At 39.5% G+C, this 16,114-nt stretch carries 11 protein-coding genes; 6 read left to right on the forward strand and 5 right to left on the reverse strand.

Annotated elements, in window-relative coordinates:
- Positions 1–12: 12 nt before the first annotated feature.
- The 3 genes from H6G75_RS24455 to H6G75_RS24465 all read right to left on the reverse strand — a co-directional run bounded on the left by H6G75_RS24455 (position 13) and on the right by H6G75_RS24465 (position 2,476).
- Positions 13–1,290 (reverse strand): cell wall metabolism sensor histidine kinase WalK, encoded by a 1,278-nt coding sequence (locus H6G75_RS24455; RefSeq protein ID WP_190982530.1) that lies wholly within the window; start codon positions 1,288–1,290, stop codon positions 13–15.
- Positions 1,291–1,292: 2 nt separating this feature from the next.
- On the reverse strand, positions 1,293–1,973 hold the full coding sequence (gene rppA, locus H6G75_RS24460; protein WP_190982531.1) for a two-component system response regulator RppA: 681 nt from the start codon (positions 1,971–1,973) through the stop codon (positions 1,293–1,295).
- 176 nt (positions 1,974–2,149) lie between these two features.
- Entirely contained in the window at positions 2,150–2,476 is a 327-nt protein-coding gene (locus tag H6G75_RS24465; RefSeq protein WP_190982532.1) for a YkvA family protein, read from the reverse strand.
- Between the two features lie 219 nt (positions 2,477–2,695).
- On the opposite strand from H6G75_RS24465, the gene H6G75_RS24470 reads away from it, so the two are divergent.
- Complete coding sequence (locus H6G75_RS24470) at positions 2,696–4,873, forward strand: ATP-binding protein (protein ID WP_190982533.1); 2,178 nt, start codon at positions 2,696–2,698, stop codon at positions 4,871–4,873.
- A 214-nt stretch (positions 4,874–5,087) separates the two neighbouring features.
- Here the strand turns inward: H6G75_RS24470 and H6G75_RS24475 are convergent, their stop codons facing one another.
- Positions 5,088–6,779, reverse strand: a complete 1,692-nt coding sequence (locus H6G75_RS24475; protein WP_190982534.1) for a DUF3352 domain-containing protein — start codon at positions 6,777–6,779, stop codon at positions 5,088–5,090.
- A 450-nt stretch (positions 6,780–7,229) separates the two neighbouring features.
- Between H6G75_RS24475 and H6G75_RS24480 the strand changes: the two genes are divergently transcribed.
- From H6G75_RS24480 to H6G75_RS24500, 5 genes are all read left to right on the forward strand, one after another.
- Positions 7,230–9,815 carry a M1 family metallopeptidase gene (locus tag H6G75_RS24480; RefSeq protein WP_190982535.1) on the forward strand — a complete coding sequence of 862 codons (2,586 nt, stop codon included), beginning with the start codon at positions 7,230–7,232 and terminating at the stop codon, positions 9,813–9,815.
- 103 nt (positions 9,816–9,918) lie between these two features.
- Positions 9,919–10,158, forward strand: a complete 240-nt coding sequence (locus tag H6G75_RS24485; RefSeq protein WP_242051631.1) for a hypothetical protein — start codon at positions 9,919–9,921, stop codon at positions 10,156–10,158.
- A gap of 466 nt (positions 10,159–10,624) precedes the next feature.
- A complete protein-coding gene (locus H6G75_RS24490) occupies positions 10,625–12,349 on the forward strand; it encodes an AarF/UbiB family protein (protein WP_190982543.1) in 1,725 nt (574 codons plus the stop codon).
- A 112-nt stretch (positions 12,350–12,461) separates the two neighbouring features.
- Entirely contained in the window at positions 12,462–12,836 is a 375-nt protein-coding gene (locus tag H6G75_RS24495) for a hypothetical protein (protein WP_190982536.1), read from the forward strand.
- Between the two features lie 707 nt (positions 12,837–13,543).
- Positions 13,544–14,323: a hypothetical protein gene (locus tag H6G75_RS24500; RefSeq protein WP_190982537.1), complete on the forward strand. Its 780-nt coding sequence runs from the start codon at positions 13,544–13,546 to the stop codon at positions 14,321–14,323.
- Positions 14,324–14,344: 21 nt separating this feature from the next.
- Here H6G75_RS24500 and H6G75_RS24505 read toward each other — a convergent pair whose 3' ends face one another.
- On the reverse strand, positions 14,345–15,961 hold the full coding sequence (locus tag H6G75_RS24505; RefSeq protein WP_190982538.1) for an S-layer family protein: 1,617 nt from the start codon (positions 15,959–15,961) through the stop codon (positions 14,345–14,347).
- Positions 15,962–16,114 lie beyond the last annotated feature (153 nt).

The following is a 16,114-nucleotide window of genomic DNA, read 5'->3' on the forward strand; positions in this document are numbered from 1 at the left end:
TTCTATTTACTCTTAAAGTGGCAGTTTAATTTGAAAGACAGAACCTTTGCCTTGTTCACTTTTCACACTGAGATGCCCGCTATGTGCTTCAATGATTTGTTGTGCGATCGCCAATCCCAACCCAAAGCTATTTGCCGAATTTGTCTGATGTTGTTCTACCCGATAAAATTGTTCAAAGATATGCGGTAAATCTGCGGCAGCAATTCCAATACCGTTATCTTCTACTTCAATAATTGCCTGACTATACTTACTAAATAAACGTACATCTACTATTCCACCAGCCGGAGTATATTTACAGGCGTTACCAAGCAAATTAATCACAGCTAAACATATTAAGTCGGCATCTATCTTTACCATAATTGGCGATTCTGGTAAATCACTCTTGAGATTTAAATGTTTGGCAGCAGTCTTTACAGATGGAGAGTTTAATAATTCCTTCAGTAAATCGTTCAAATCAACTTCTTTTAAAGATTCAGTAGTTAAACGTCCTGTCTGGCGTGCCAGAAATAGCAAATTTCCAATCAATGTATTCATTGATTTGGCGACTTCTACAACTTTTTCTAGACGTAAATGTTTACTATTGCTATCTTCCATCGGTGCGAGTAAACCAACTTGAGCATTACTCAAAATCGCTGCCAAAGGAGTACGTAATTCATGGGAAGCATGGGCGGTAAAGCGTTCAAGTTGTTTGTAACTTAGTTGGATAGGTTGCATGGCTAGTCCACTGAGAAACCATCCAGTTAAACTCGTGATAACTAAAGTAATTAAGACTGTTGATATTAGTAAAAGTAAAAATTTATTGAGTATTTCTTGGACACGATTCATCGGCATTGCCATTTGCAAATAGCCAATTAGCTCACCTTGATACTGCACTGGCAAGGTGATTTCTCGTAACAAAATTACTTGTGAATTTGACCCAGGATTATTGTTAATTTTTAATGTTTGATAAGTAAATATAGGATTTAACTTATTATGAGGAGTTTGACCAAAATAACGCTTTAAATTGCCTTGGGTGTCATACCAACGAGCGTAAATTATTTCACTATCTTCTGGTGGGGGGTTATTTCCTATAACTGGTAAATTTTTTAGGAATACGCGTTTTTCTCCTTGGTAATCTTTATATCGCACACTGGATGTAATTACTCTAGATTTCTTATAAAGAATTAAATCTATAGCTTCTAGCTGTTGGACTGATTCTTGATAATAAAGAATCCCAGCAAAAATCACAAGAATACTGCCCATTGAGAGAGTGAACCAACTAGCCAAGTTACGGCGGCTACGGTTGAACATGACTAATTTTTTCGATCAGGATTGAGACGATAACCCATCCCATAAATAGTTTCTAGCCAGTCTGCGGCATTTAGTAACTGTAAACGCTGGCGCAAACGGCGTACTAAAGTAGTCATCGCATTGCTTTCTGGTTCACTACCCCATTCCCATAAAGCTTGTTCAATTTGAGTGCGACTTAAAATTTGATATGGGTGACGCATTAAATATTCTAGTAACTGAAATTCGCGGGTAGATAGTTCTACCTTGGCTGCACCTCGTTCTACAATCTGTGTGGAAATGTGCAATTGCAGATCCTCAAGTTGGAGTTTTTCTCCTTGCCAAACAGGCGATCGCCTACTTAAAGCCCGCACTCTGGCTAATAATTCAAATAAATCTGTAGGTTTGACTAAATAATCATCTGCACCAGCATCTAAGCCTGTGACTTTTTCGCCAGTGGTATCTTTTGCAGTCAACATCAAGACAGGTGAGGTTTTACCTGCTTTGCGATATTGCCGACATAAGTCTAAACCACTTATTTCTGGTAGCATCCAGTCTAATATCAATAAGTCATAGTCGCGCTGGGTAATTGCCCATTGAGCGATCGCACCATTTTCTAAACCATCTACAATATGTCCAGCTTGAGACAATGCTGTTTGCAAGGGTTCTAACTGGGCGATGTCATCTTCTACCAGAAGTATTCGCATTGTTAGCTAGTTTCAGTTATTCCATAGCTGATTTTAGGAAAGCTGACTCAGTAAAACTTCTGCCATCAGTGAGATTTTTCACACATTAAAGAATAATCCACTGGGAGTAGGCAAAAATCCCCGATTTCTCACAGAAATCAGGGATCTTGGTGTTCATAAATAATTGATTTAAAAACCTATTTAACCGACACAGCATCAACATCAACTGTTTTTGCAGCGGAATCAGCATCATCAGAAGTATCGGCAGGATTTGTAGTAGTGTTAGTTGTTTCTACACCTTTACGCGCTTTCCAACCATCAATTACTAATCCAGACACCTCAGTTACTAATAGTGTCATCAGTAAAACATCATCAATTTCGCCGACGATGGGAAAAATATCAGGAACAATATCAATCGGGCTGATGAAATAAACTATTGTTCCTAAAATTACCCACCAGCGATATTTAGGATTACGAATTAAATTGCGATACCAGTTGTACACAGAGTCAATGGAAAATTTCATTTTTTAGCCCTCAAATTACCTTTCATTCTGACAAATCCTGTTGATAATTTCCGGTGGGAATAACCGTCCTAGATAATTCTGGAAGATGCTACATCAACTCATCCGTAATTTACAAAAATTAATTTTTCTCTCTAAATGTTGAGTTAGCCGTTATCTGTGGGAATACTATGTCACAAAGTATAAATTTGCCTCCATCCTGGGTTGGAAGAAAGAAATTGAATGAATAAGACTGACTCTCGCAAAGTTAAAGCTTTTCCATTACAACTAGTGTTGATTATTCCTTTTGCCTTACAAATCTTTGGTGCAGTGGGTTTAGTCGGCTACCTGTCATTTAAAAATGGACGACAAGCAGTTAATGACTTGGCAGATCAGTTAATGAATCGGACGAATAGCATAGTACAGCAGCATTTAGATGCTTATTTATCTATTCCCCACAAGGTAAACCAGATTAATGCAGATGCGATCGCAATGGGATTGTTGGATGTACGCGATCGCAAAACTATTGGTAAGTATTTTTGGAAGGAAATGCAAGCTTATGACCTTACTTACATTGGTATAGCTTTAACCACCGGTGAGGGACTCGGAGCCGCCCGCTACGATGGTAAAACAGTTACTATTGATGATTGGAATGGGAAATTACCCAAGAATGGACGCAACTACGCTATTGATTCTCGCGGCGATCGCATCCGCATCAATAACACTTTTGAATACAATAACTTTAAAGAAAGTTGGTATACCGAACCAATTAAAGCTGGTAAACCAATTTGGTCGCGGATTTACACCTGGAATTCTCCTGATGGTGCTTATATAACTGCCTCTGCTGGTCGTCCTATATATGACGCAAATGAGCGATTATTGGGTATGGTTGGCGCAGACATTCATTTGTTGAAGTTGAGTGAATTTTTGCGGCGTTTAGATATTAGCAATTTTGGACAGGTATTTATTGTCGAACGTAATGGTCTGTTAATTGCCAGTTCTACTAAGCAAGATACTTTTGCAATAGTTAAGAACGAAGTCCAACGAATCAAAGCTACAGATAGCACAGATCCAGTAATTAAAAATACTGCCAAATATATCGAAAATAAATTTAATGGTTTTCAGTCAATTACTGAACAAAAAAAATTTAAATTGCAACTGCCAAAAGAGACAAAGTTTGTATATGTTACTCCTTGGCGTGATCAATATGGACTAGATTGGTTAGTAGTTATGAGTGTGCCAGAAAAAGCTTTTATGGCCAAGATTATCACGAACACTCAAATTACAGTTCTACTCTGTGTAGCCGCATTAATAGTGGCAACTATTATTGGTTATTTGACTTCTAGTTGGGTTATCCAACCAATTTTGCGAATCAATCGCGCTAGTCAGGCAATGGCATCGGGTGACTTAGAACAAGCTGTAAATATTAGCAAAATAGAAGAACTCAATACATTAGCTCAGTCTTTTAATTATATGGCTGAACAACTACGTCAATCTTTTACTGCTTTAGAAGCAAGTAAGGCAGAATTAGAAGACCGAGTAGAAGAACGTACTTCTGAACTAAAAACAACATTAAGTGAATTACAACGCACCCAAGCACAAGCGATTCAAAATGAAAAAATGTCCAGTCTTGGTCAACTAGTAGCAGGAGTGGCCCATGAAATTAATAATCCTGTCAATTTTATTCACGGCAACATAACTCACCTGAGTGACTACATTCAAAGTCTGGTGCAAATACTTCATCTATACCAAGAACGCTATCTTGATGAAGACCCAGAAATACAAGCATTAGCTGAAGAAATTGATTTAGATTTTATGATTGCAGATTTAGATAAAATTCTGCCTTCCATGAAAATGGGAACTGAAAGAATTAGGAATATTGTCTTATCGCTGCGAAACTTTTCCCGCATGGATGAAGCCGATTTTAAAACAGTTGATGTTCATGAAGGTATTGAAAGTACATTATTAATTTTGCAATACCGTCTCAAGGAAAAACAAGACTATCCAGGTGTTGAAGTTATTCGTGACTATGGTAATTTACCCTTGGTCGAATGTTTTGCTGGACAACTAAATCAAGTATTGATGAATATATTAGTAAATGCGATGGATGCTTTAGAAGAGTCATTTTTGAATAGTCAAAACCCTACCGCAAAAAAACCACAAATTACTATCCGTACCTCAGCCTTTGGCACTCAATGGATCGAAATTGCGATCGCAGATAATGGCCCTGGAATGTCTGAACAAGTCAAACATCGCATCTTCGACCCCTTCTTTACTACTAAACCTGTTGGTAAAGGTACAGGTATGGGTATGGCAATTAGTTATCAAATCATTACCGAAAAGCATCACGGCAAGTTAGATTGTGTATCTAAGCCCGGTGAAGGAACTGAGTTTAAAATTCAAATTCCCGTGAAACAGTAGTTAAATAGGGAGTAGGGAGTAGGGAGTTGTGAGTGGGTAGGGGTATAAAGAAAAGAATAAAAACGACCATTACATAGTTATAAATTAGTACTCTTCCCCTACACCCCACCCCCCTATATCTCTAAACTTAGTCCTGACAAGGGTTTCAGATTTTCTTAGTGACATTCCCCTTACACCCCTACACCCTTATACCCTCACACCCACTCCCCACTCCCTACTTCTGACTAGGCTTCAGTGCTAACAAAACTTCTAGCTGACTGGTAGATTTATCTGGACTAGTGGCGGTAGCAGCAAAACCACGAATAGAACTTAAAAGAGCATTAACATCAGGTGGAATTGGTCTACCTTGACCTGCAAGGCGGTTTACTAAAGTCACAGTTTTATCCATATCTACATAGAAATAACCACCGTTGGGTTGTTGCAATGAACCTGTGACATTTTTAAAGGTATCGCTTTGATCGAGAGATGGGCTTTTAGCAGCAGCTAAAGCCTCGGCTACAGGTTCACCAACTGCTAAAAAGACGGTATCTTGGTCTAACCAAGCATGAGATAATAATGCGCCTTGTTTAGGTATTTGCCATTCTGTGACATCTTTACCACCGATGTTGCGGGTGGCGATGTTAACTCCTTGGGCTTTGGCTATGTTGTCAAGTTTTGTGAAGGTGGCTTCTGCGGTTTTGCGATCGCTTGTATCAAACACCAGCGCACCACCAAAACCCACACTTGCTAACACACCTTGATTAGATGGAACTGCTCCAATCCCAAATTCACCATCCATCCAGCCAAAAATTTCTTTATCTAAGTCAATCTCGGCAGATTTTAGCTGAGTGCGGATTTGTTGGAGTGTTTGCTGAACTTCAGGATAATCTTTTGACTGTTCTGTGAATGTTTGCCAACCACGACTAATACCGTTACCACTAATTAATGCAAAGGTATCGCCAGGAAATAGCGTTAATATCTTCGCTGGTGTGTTTTGATACTGGAATTTGCTGAGTTGCGGATCTAAATTAGCGATCGCTTTTACCCGCACTCCCTGATCATCTACACCCACACCAGCCACCATTGATTTTACCTGCTTCAACTGTGACAAGGTTTGGGGCGGCAAAGTTTTACTTTGGGCGCTGGCTGTTGCTAATTGTTGTACCATCCCAGAGTAGTCTGGAACATAAACTTGCACGAGAGTATTTTGCAGATTTACATTTTGGCTGAGTAAACGATTAGCACCTTCCTTACTAGCAAAAGAAGGTTGACCTTTGTAGGTATCAATTGCTTTTTCTACAGCTTGTTTGTCAGGGGCTAAAATTAAATGACTATTATTAACAACTACACTATATGTTGGTCTACCCTTTTCCTCAATAGTTTCTGTAATTTTTTCACCTTTATAGTCAATTTCTTGACTTTTTACTCCTTTTTGATTTTTTAATTTATTCGCAAAATTCAAAGCAGTTAATTTATCTTTGATCCCAATCACCATCAGCATGTTTGTACTTTGTTGTACTTTTAATGGTGGATTATCTCGATAGACAGGAAGTTTTAACTGAGCAGGTTGAGTTTTACTCGGTGGTAAAACAGCAATCATCACGCCACTAATCCAAGGTTTAATATCTTTCTCGTAAGAAATATCACTGCCTTTAAAAGTATTTTTATTGAAGTCTTCTAAACTTTTTGCCAGTAATTTTTGGGCTTCTGGTGTACCGAACTGCTGTAATTTTGCCCAAACTTGGTCATCAGTAGAAATATAAGTAGTCATCAAGGCTGATTCGGGAACTAATTTAGCACTACCAACAGCCCCAGAAATATCTCCAGATGGCCCTTTGAACAAATAGGTATAGACTGCTACACCCCCTGCTACAGCGACGACTGCGCCAATTGCAGGTACTAAAAACTTTAACTTACTATCAGGCATTGTTACTGTCCTCATTTTCCTCAGATTTTTACCGAGGGTAGTAAAAACGTCATTGTTGAGTTCTCGGAATTATTGATAAACTTCACGATTTCTTCGGGTTTCACTGTTAAAATTAGTAAATCTACACACAAGCAGTAAAAAGAACACCAAAGAAATACTTCAATGAGATCAAAGCAAAATCCGTAAATGCTGGTTATTCATCTTGAGAGATAGCCTATGGGAAATTTGCAAGCTATCCTAATCTCATCAGCAAATTTGCCGAGTATTGGTACTCAAGGAAGAATCATCAAGAATATCCCCGCAGCAACAGAGAAAGGTTCATAGGAATCTCCCCAAAATTGCAAAGATGGCATATTTTCTATCCGCTTATTGGATGAGTAAACATCACCAATAGCATGATTCTCGTAAACTTACTTAGATTTTTTAAGATTAAAGGGTCATTTAGCATCAATGTCGCATTCCTATTTTGATACAGAAAATAACGGACACAAATCTTTTGAGTTACCGGGAGCCAGACCACACTATAATCCAGATCGCCCTGGACAGGTAGAGCATATTTTTCTTGACCTGCACTTAGATATCCCCAAGCAAAGTTATCACGGCAGTTGTAGTATTCGCTTATTACCCATTCGTAGTGGAATCGACCGTTTAGTACTGGATGCAGTCAACTTAAATATCCAGTCTGTACAAGTAGATGAAGTGGCGCAAAAGTTTGACTACGACGGTGAACAGCTTTCTATTAAACTTGACCAACCGACAGAACTGGGTAAAAGAATCTTAATTGCGATCGCCTACTCCGCCGAAAAACCCCAACGCGGTATATACTTTATCCAACCAGACAAACACTATCCCCACAAACCCACTCAAGTCTGGACTCAAGGAGAAGACGAAGACTCACGTTTTTGGTTTCCCTGTTTTGACTATCCCGGACAACTCTCGACATCTGAAATTCGCGTGCGGGTTCCCAAACCATTAATAGCAATTTCTAACGGTGAATTAATCGAAACCATCGAGGAAGGTTCCGAAAAAATTTATCATTGGTCACAACAGCAAGTTCATCCTACATATTTAATGACTCTGGCGGTGGCTGACTTTGCTGAAATTCGAGATGAATGGCAAGGTAAACCAGTGACTTACTACGTGGAAAAAGGCCGGGAAGCAGATGCTAAACGTAGTATGGGCAAAACTCCTCGCATGGTCGAATTTTTAAGTGAAAAGTATGGTTATCCTTACGCTTTTCCCAAATATGCCCAAGTTTGCGTTGATGACTTTATCTTTGGGGGGATGGAAAATACTTCCACCACCTTATTAACAGACCGTTGTCTTTTAGATGAACGCGCTGCTTTAGATAACCGCAATACCGAAAGTTTAGTTGTTCATGAACTAGCGCATCAGTGGTTTGGTGATTTGCTAGTAATTAAACATTGGTCTCATGCTTGGATTAAAGAAGGTATGGCTTCTTACTCCGAAGTCATGTGGACAGAACATGAATATAGTGCTGAAGAAGCTGCATATTATCGTTTATTAGAAGCGCGGAGTTATTTAAGCGAAGATCGCAGCCGTTACCGCCGCCCAATGGTAACTCATGTTTACCGCGAAGCCATTGAACTTTATGACCGTCATATCTACGAAAAAGGGTCTTGTGTTTATCACATGATTCGGGCGGAATTGGGTGAAGAATTATTCTGGCACGCCATTCACACCTTTGTCCAAGACAATGCCCATAAAACCGTTGAAACAATTGACTTACTCCGCGCCATTGATAAAGCCACAGGTAGAAATTTAGCTTTCTTATTCGACCAATATGTTTATCGTGGCGGTCATCCTGATTTTAAAGTGGCTTACTCTTGGGATGGTGATGCAAATTTAGCCAAGGTCACAGTTACCCAAACTCAAGCTGATAAAAATAGCAGTAAGAATTTATTTGACTTAAAAATCCCCATCGGTTTCGGCTTTGTGCAGAAGGGAGAACCAGCGCAACTGACAACTTTCACCGTTCGGGTAAATCAACCAGAACAAAGCTTCTACTTCCCACTGTCAGCCAAGCCAGATTTTATTAGCTTTGATGTTGGCAATCATTTCTTAAAAACTGTCACTCTGGAATATCCCCTTCCTGAGTTGAAAGCACAGTTAGAATTTGACCCTGACCCAATTTCCCGCATTTATGCAGCGACAGCTTTAGCGAAAAAAGGCGGCTTGGAAGCAACCAAAGCATTATCTAAAGCATTGACAAAAGAACCATTTTGGGGTGTGCGAGTGGAAGTTGCTAAACAACTAGCAGAAGTGAAATTAGATCAAGCCTTTGATGGTTTAGTGGTGGGCTTAAAAGATAAAAGTCCTTATGTGCGGCGTGCGGTTGTGAATGCACTGGCGACGATCAAAACCCATGATAGTTATAAGGCTGTGAAAGAGATAGTGCAAGAAGGCGATCGCAGTTATTATGTAGAAGCCGCCGCCGCTACAGCCATTGGCGCGATCGCAGCTGCTAATCTGGATGAAAAGCCCAAGGAAGAAAAGGTCATCAAACTACTGAAATCAGTTTTAGAAGAAAAAGCTGGTTGGAATGAAGTAGTCCGCAGTGGTGCAGTTAACGGTTTAGCAGAACTCAAAACTTCGGAAGCCGCTTTAAATCTATTGCTGGAATATACTAAACAAGGAGTTCCCCAAGCCTTGCGGTTAGCCACAATTCGGGCTTTAGGTAGAATTTCTGTTGGTCAAACACCAGTGAACTTAGAACGGATTTTAGATAAATTAGCTGAACTCGCCAAAGAAACCTTCTTCTTAACCCAAGTAGCAGTAGTTACAGCCTTGGGTAAAATGGAAACACCCAAAGCAATTGACATTTTGCGATCGCTTGCTGAACAAACCCCCGATGGGCGCGTGCGTCGCTATGCTGACGAAGAAATTGCCAATGTCCAAAAACACATCGGCCCAGAAACCGCCCTGCGTCAATTGCGCGAAGAACTCGACCAAGTTAAGAAACAAAACCAAGAACTCAAAAGCCGCTTAGAAAACTTAGAGGCGAAATCTAAGTAGAGACTAGAGGCTGGGGATTAGAGGTTAGTTATACCTGTAGGGTGCGTGACAGTTCATTCACGCACCTTTTGAATATTGAGAGCTTGGTTCCTCGCCACCTAGAATGATGGATGAATGCAATGAGGCCTTGCAATCGATGACTTTTAGTGATGTGGTCGAAGTAATCAAAAGTCTCTCCGTGGATGAGAAGCGTGAACTTCAAATTTTGTTGCAGCAATACCTTCGTGAAGAGCGCTGCGAAGAAATATACGACAACTTTCAGTCGGCAAAAATTGAACAGCAAAAAGGTGAACTGAAGTTTTCCTCCAACATCAATGAACTGAGACAACGGATCGAGGAGTAATCGTGGAAGTTAGTTTCAGTTCTACATTTAAACGTGCTTTTAAAAAGCGCATCAAAGGCTAACAACTCACCTACAGCAGACCGACAAGAACCGCTAGTGAGCAAGTGCGATCGCTACAAGTCATCCGCCAAACTTGATAACTTGTAGCAGATAAACATAATCACATCCAAGCTCAGTAACAATATACCCAGAAAAAGCCTTTTCTTAACAATTCTTTAACTATTGCAAATTGGTTTTTGACCGATTTCCGGGGATTTTTTGTACTTTTATAAAGTATAATTAAGAAAAAGATAAAAAAATTAGGCAAGCACGGTAAGCTTTTATGGCTGCGTGTGTACCCGAAAAAAGGTAAAGTTTAATAGTTTTTTATAAAAAGCTAAGGTTATCCTAACGAGCAATCAGCTTGTATTTTGGGATGCCAAAAAACAACAGTGTAGATTTCCCAGTTGAAGAGGCAACAAAAAGCGTGGGTCAGTATCAACCTGCTCAGCTAAAGCGGTACAATCCAGAAGCGATCGCTCGTCACTATCGTTACCGCCCCTGGTTAGCATGGGGACGCTTGCTGAGAATTATTTGGTCTTTTGCTGGATTCATTTTGAGTCTAAAGTGGGATGAATGGCAAAATCAAGTAGAGCAGAATCGGGGAAAGCGAGCTACCCAGTTGCGTCAACTACTCACAAGCCTAGGCCCCACCTTCATTAAAGTCGGTCAAGCCCTCTCCACCAGGCCTGACCTGATTCGCAAAGATTTCTTAGAAGAGTTGGTAAAATTACAAGACCAACTGCCAGCTTTCGATAATGCGATCGCTTATGCAATTCTCGAAAAAGAACTTGATTGCCCCATATCAGCAGTTTACAGTGAATTATCACCCTCACCTGTAGCGGCAGCAAGTTTAGGTCAAGTTTATCGGGGACGTTTGATTAGTGGTGAAGAAGTCGCAGTCAAAGTACAACGTCCCAACCTCCGACCAATTCTCACCTTAGACCTTTATTTAATGCGCTGGGCTGCGAGTTGGTTAGCACCTTGGCTACCCCTAAATCTCGGTCACGATTTAACCTTAATTGTGGACGAGTTCGGGACAAAATTATTTGAAGAAATTGACTACATCAACGAAAGTCGGAACGCCGAAAAATTTGCCCACAACTTCCGCAACGACCCCCAGGTAAAAGTTCCGGCAATTTATTGGCGTTACACTAGCAGTCGGGTATTAACCCTAGAATGGATCAACGGTTTGAAGCTAACAGATACAACAAGTATCCGCGCTGCTGGGTTAGATCCTGAAGCTATTATCCAAATTGCTGTCACTGCTGGGTTGCGTCAACTGCTAGAGTTCGGCTTCTTCCACGCTGACCCCCATCCTGGTAACTTATTTGCTATGCCCGATGGTCGTATGGCTTACATCGACTTTGGGATGATGGATCAGTTAGAAGAAACCAGCAAAGAAAATTTAGTTGATGCTTTGGTACATTTGGTCAACAAAGACTATCTGGACTTAGCCACAGATTTTGTCAACTTGGGTTTTTTGACCGCCGACACCAATATTGAGCCGATTGTACCAGCATTAGAAGCTGTTTTAGGCGATGCAATTGGTAAGAATGTTGGGGATTTTAACTTCAAAACCATTACCGATGAATTTTCGGAATTAATGTATGAATATCCCTTTCGAGTTCCGGCTAAGTTTGCGTTAATTATTCGGTCATTAGTCACACAAGAAGGAATTGCCCTCAGCCTCAACCCCAATTTTAAAATTGTTGAGGTTGGTTATCCTTACATTGCCCGACGCTTACTTACAGGCGAGTCTCCCCAATTGCGGCGACGATTGCTAAACGTGCTGTTTAAAGATGGTAAATTCCAGTGGCAGCGATTGGAAAACTTAATTGCGATCGCCCGCACAGATGGTAACTTTGATGTATTACCTACAGCCCAAATGGGACTGCAATTTCTGTTATCAGAAGAAGGTAAATTTCTGCGGCGACAGTTAGTATTAGCCCTCACAGAAGATGACCGTCTGCATACAGAAGAAGTACAACGCCTGTGGGATTTAGTCAAAGATGACATCAAACCTAATCGTTTAATCGATGTCGCAATTCGGTTGTTAACCGAATTTTCTAGAGAAGGAGTAGCCGCTATTTTACCAAGAGCTACAGCCTTTGTTAATTTAGGAGATTCTGCATCAGGTATCACACACTGAAACCTGCAAATTCTCAGTTGAGAACAGGAGGTAATTTTACCTCCTATTATTTTGGTAGCATATTATTACAAACAGTAAATTTTTTGACCTTTTAATATAATTCGGAGAGTTCATGTACTATTTTCCACAACAACCACCTTATTTACTCCTAGCTATTGGCTTATTTATCGCTGTAACTTCTGGTGTTGGTTTATCTGGCACACTTAAAATTATTGTTCAGAAATGGCAAAAAAATAGTACAGAAAAATCCGAATCGCGTTTTTATGCCCAACAACTACTAGTACCATTTATCGGGATAACTGTTGGCGTTAGCCTCTTCCTTTATTCAGGTTTAGCCATCTTTGGCTTCCCCACAATTATTGCCTTGGGTATTGGTCTACCACTGAGTTTGCTGACTTGCTTATTAGTATGGTTGCAATTGAGTAGTATGCTCTCTTTTGCCAAAAATCAAGGAATGCAAGCCCTGGATTTAGATTCTTTATCTTAAACGAATTGGCTAAGAAATCAGTATCAATTAGTGAAGGAAAAAGGTCTGCGACTAATTCTAGATTACTAAATTCAAAATCGAGCGTATTATTTTATAACTATTTCATCTCCTCGTCATACTCAGGTAATACCAATCCTCTAACATTAAGACAACAGAATGAAATAAATCAATAGGTTATGTGTAGGGATAGAGAAAACCAAACTTCTTTAGACTTTGTTGGGTTCCGTTCCTTCACTTAACCTAATTTTGTAGTCATAATTTTTTGAATTGGTATAAAGTATGAATTTGGAATCTTAAATTATACTTATATAAAACTATAGGAATCCGATTTGATTTCTGAAAAAATTTCAGTAACGCACCGAAAACTTTGCAGTAGATGCGTTACGCTGTTGCTAACACATCCTACGTACATTGCAGAAATCAAATATTAGTCCCATACATATCAATAAAATCATTTAATTAACTGCTTACTGTAACTTTGATTAAAAAGTTAGTAGCAGTTTTTACAAAAAGATAAAAAATATCTAGATGTAGTTGTGATACATTTCAATATAATCACTGAACCAGTAGAATGAAAATTTCTATACAATTAAGTGAATTCATGGTAAACCTCAAAGCATTTAATAAAGTTGGTTTATCCCGCAGTAAGCCATACCAAATACATCTCAATGTTTTCCTCAAACTAACTTTGGTTACTACTTTATTATATGCCTAGTTACTTAAATCAAAATTTTTGCTTTTGTACCCTTGCATTTAAAGCTAAATACCGTAAATTAGCCCAGGAACTTGCCGAAACTCTAGACAAACATTCTCCAGGAACTACATTATTAATTGGCACAGATAAACCTGAAGAATTTCAAATTTGTTCTAATGTAATCGCTTTTAAATTACACCAAACAGGCATTTTGCATTGTTACCATGATAAACGATTTGTCATCCAAGAAGCTTTCAAATATTTTCCCACAGCTATACAAATTGATGCAGATACAAAAATTGTTGCTGATATATCTCCAGAAATTCCCTACTTAGAGGGTTTAGCCGCAGGACATGTAGAAGATATTGTAGAACACGCACAGAAATATAATCCCGAAAGATTGATATATCTGCGGAAAATAGCTGACAAACTAGATTTATCTTTAGAGAATGTTAGCTATGTTGGCGAGTCGTTATTTGCGATTACCGCAGATAGCCAAAAAGCTAGAGAGTTTATCAAATATTGGGATTGGATAGCGCGTTATTTAGAAATACATAAAATTCATTCTGGTGAAGGTAATGCTATTGGAATGGCAGCAGCTTTAGCTGGATTAAAAGTATATAATCCATCCTGGCTAGGTAAAATTAATTCAGTTAGAAAACATCTGGATGCTTCTGATCATAAATCTCAAGGCATCCAATGGGATATTCTACAACGCAAGTTTGCTTATCATTACCGTTTAAATAAAGCCAGAATTGTCTCTTTAAAAGATTTTGATTTTTTTCATAGTTAAACGTATTCTGGCCACGACCAGTTAAAAATTAGCCGCACAAGAAACAGGATTGAGTAACGGACTATGGGGTGTCACAGTTGGTGCTTGGGCAACTAAAGTCACATTACCTTTACCATCTTGTACCCAGCCTTGGGCGGGGACAATTTGAGTTTCTAGAGTGACAGAATCTAATTTTTGCTTACTTATATGATGGGGTACATGACTCACGCTATTTTCACTTTCACCATCAAGAGTAATCCAATTTACTAAAACCGAATCATCCATAAAAGGATCTGTAGGACTGGGTGCAATTCCGCCCTTACCTGTAGCAATCAAAGAACCTCTTTTGAATTTTCCCCCTGGTTTACAATATGTGGCAATTTGCCGTGAAGCATCAAATGGTTCTGCGGGGAGTTCGAGCAAACCACGACTGGGGTCAACATCGGGTGTATTAATTTGAATAGTACCGTTTAATGAAGGGTTTTGTTGGGAAAAGGCGGTAATATCGCTGGTGGGGAGCCGGCTGGGGTTTAGTTGTCTGGAATCTTCAGTACCTAAGAGTTGTACTAAGTCAGTGCGAGTGCGTGGCACAAATCCAAATATATTATTGGCATTGATAATAATCCTACCACCAGCACCAGAAAAGGCATTGGCTGTAATATCGTTATTTCCTTGGGGAGTAGCGACGATAAAACCATTAGGTGCATTGATGGTAATATTGCCACCGTTTCCTGGAGTTCTGGCTGTACCTGCATTTGTGGATATTTGACTATTGCGGCGTAATAATAATACATCTTGCACCTGCAACGTAATATCCCCACCTCCACCACCTTGACTATTAGAGGTGATTTGTCCTTTCTCATCCAGCAGAATAGAGCCAGCATTTACATTTATTGCACCTGCTGTACCTAGTTCATTGACATTTCCTTGATATTGAGTACCAGGTTGAAGTCTTGGAATTTGACTAGTAACAGCTATACCGCCATCTCTGATCAATAATTTTGCTGTATTAACTGTCACTGTACCTGCGGCTCCAGGGCCTCTAGTTCTGGCAGATAAATTGCTAGGAAAACCTACTGCTAAGATACCAGTTATCTCCACTGAATCAGAAGCATTTATTGTGATATTTCCTCCGTTACCTCTAGCTGGTATGAAGGTCGAAGTTGAAGAATTTAAATTAATAACATTACCAGAAGAGCCAGCTGAAATTGCTGCACCATTTTTTAGGCGCAATCTACTAGTGTTAACTGTAATATCACCTGCATGACCATCACCAACAGTATCACTCACCAATGCAGTGGCTATAGAACGATTCGCACCTGGCTCAAAAACCCCACCAATTAACTCCACTGAATCAGAAGCATTGACATTCAAATTTCCCCCATCCCCCTTGTTGAAAGTAGAAACACGAATTTGTGCGCCATCCCGAAGAATTAAGTTCTTAGCGTTAATTGTTAAGTCTTGGCCGTCTCTCATACCTAGAGTTTGACTTGTAACAATTGCATGGCGGCTAATTAGTTCGACAATGTTACCTTGAACTGTAATTCTGCCACCACCATCTACACCACTAGCATCCAGGACAGAACCCACCACAGTGCTACCAACTATTCGTTGAGCTAGTCGAATATTTTGAAAATTATTGACATTTTCATATCCCAAGACCCAACCTTGGCTGATAGGCTTGATAAGCTCTTGTGCATTTAAATTGTGATAATAGTATCGCCTTTATTTTTGAGTTTTCGTCCCCATTTAATAATTAACGCTCCTTCATTTAAGAGTTGATGTAATAAATATTCTAGGTCTTCAATTGAT

It is taken from the genome of Nostoc sp. FACHB-280, from assembly GCF_014697615.1.
Taxonomy (GTDB): Bacteria; Cyanobacteriota; Cyanobacteriia; order Cyanobacteriales; family Nostocaceae; genus Nostoc_B.

Bases quoted from the DNA above. Each gene is read 5' to 3' on its own strand.
- H6G75_RS24485 (WP_242051631.1), top strand. From the start codon at position 9,919: ATGATGGATGAATGCAATGAGGCCTTGCAATCGATGACTTTTAGTGAT.
- H6G75_RS24495 (WP_190982536.1), top strand. From the start codon at position 12,462: ATGTACTATTTTCCACAACAACCACCTTATTTACTCCTAGCTATTGGC.
- rppA (WP_190982531.1), bottom strand. From the start codon at position 1,973: ATGCGAATACTTCTGGTAGAAGATGACATCGCCCAGTTAGAACCCTTG.
- H6G75_RS24470 (WP_190982533.1), top strand. From the start codon at position 2,696: ATGAATAAGACTGACTCTCGCAAAGTTAAAGCTTTTCCATTACAACTA.
- H6G75_RS24455 (WP_190982530.1), bottom strand. From the start codon at position 1,290: ATGTTCAACCGTAGCCGCCGTAACTTGGCTAGTTGGTTCACTCTCTCA.
- H6G75_RS24465 (WP_190982532.1), bottom strand. From the start codon at position 2,476: ATGAAATTTTCCATTGACTCTGTGTACAACTGGTATCGCAATTTAATT.
- H6G75_RS24475 (WP_190982534.1), bottom strand. From the start codon at position 6,779: ATGCCTGATAGTAAGTTAAAGTTTTTAGTACCTGCAATTGGCGCAGTC.
- H6G75_RS24500 (WP_190982537.1), top strand. From the start codon at position 13,544: ATGCCTAGTTACTTAAATCAAAATTTTTGCTTTTGTACCCTTGCATTT.
- H6G75_RS24480 (WP_190982535.1), top strand. From the start codon at position 7,230: ATGTCGCATTCCTATTTTGATACAGAAAATAACGGACACAAATCTTTT.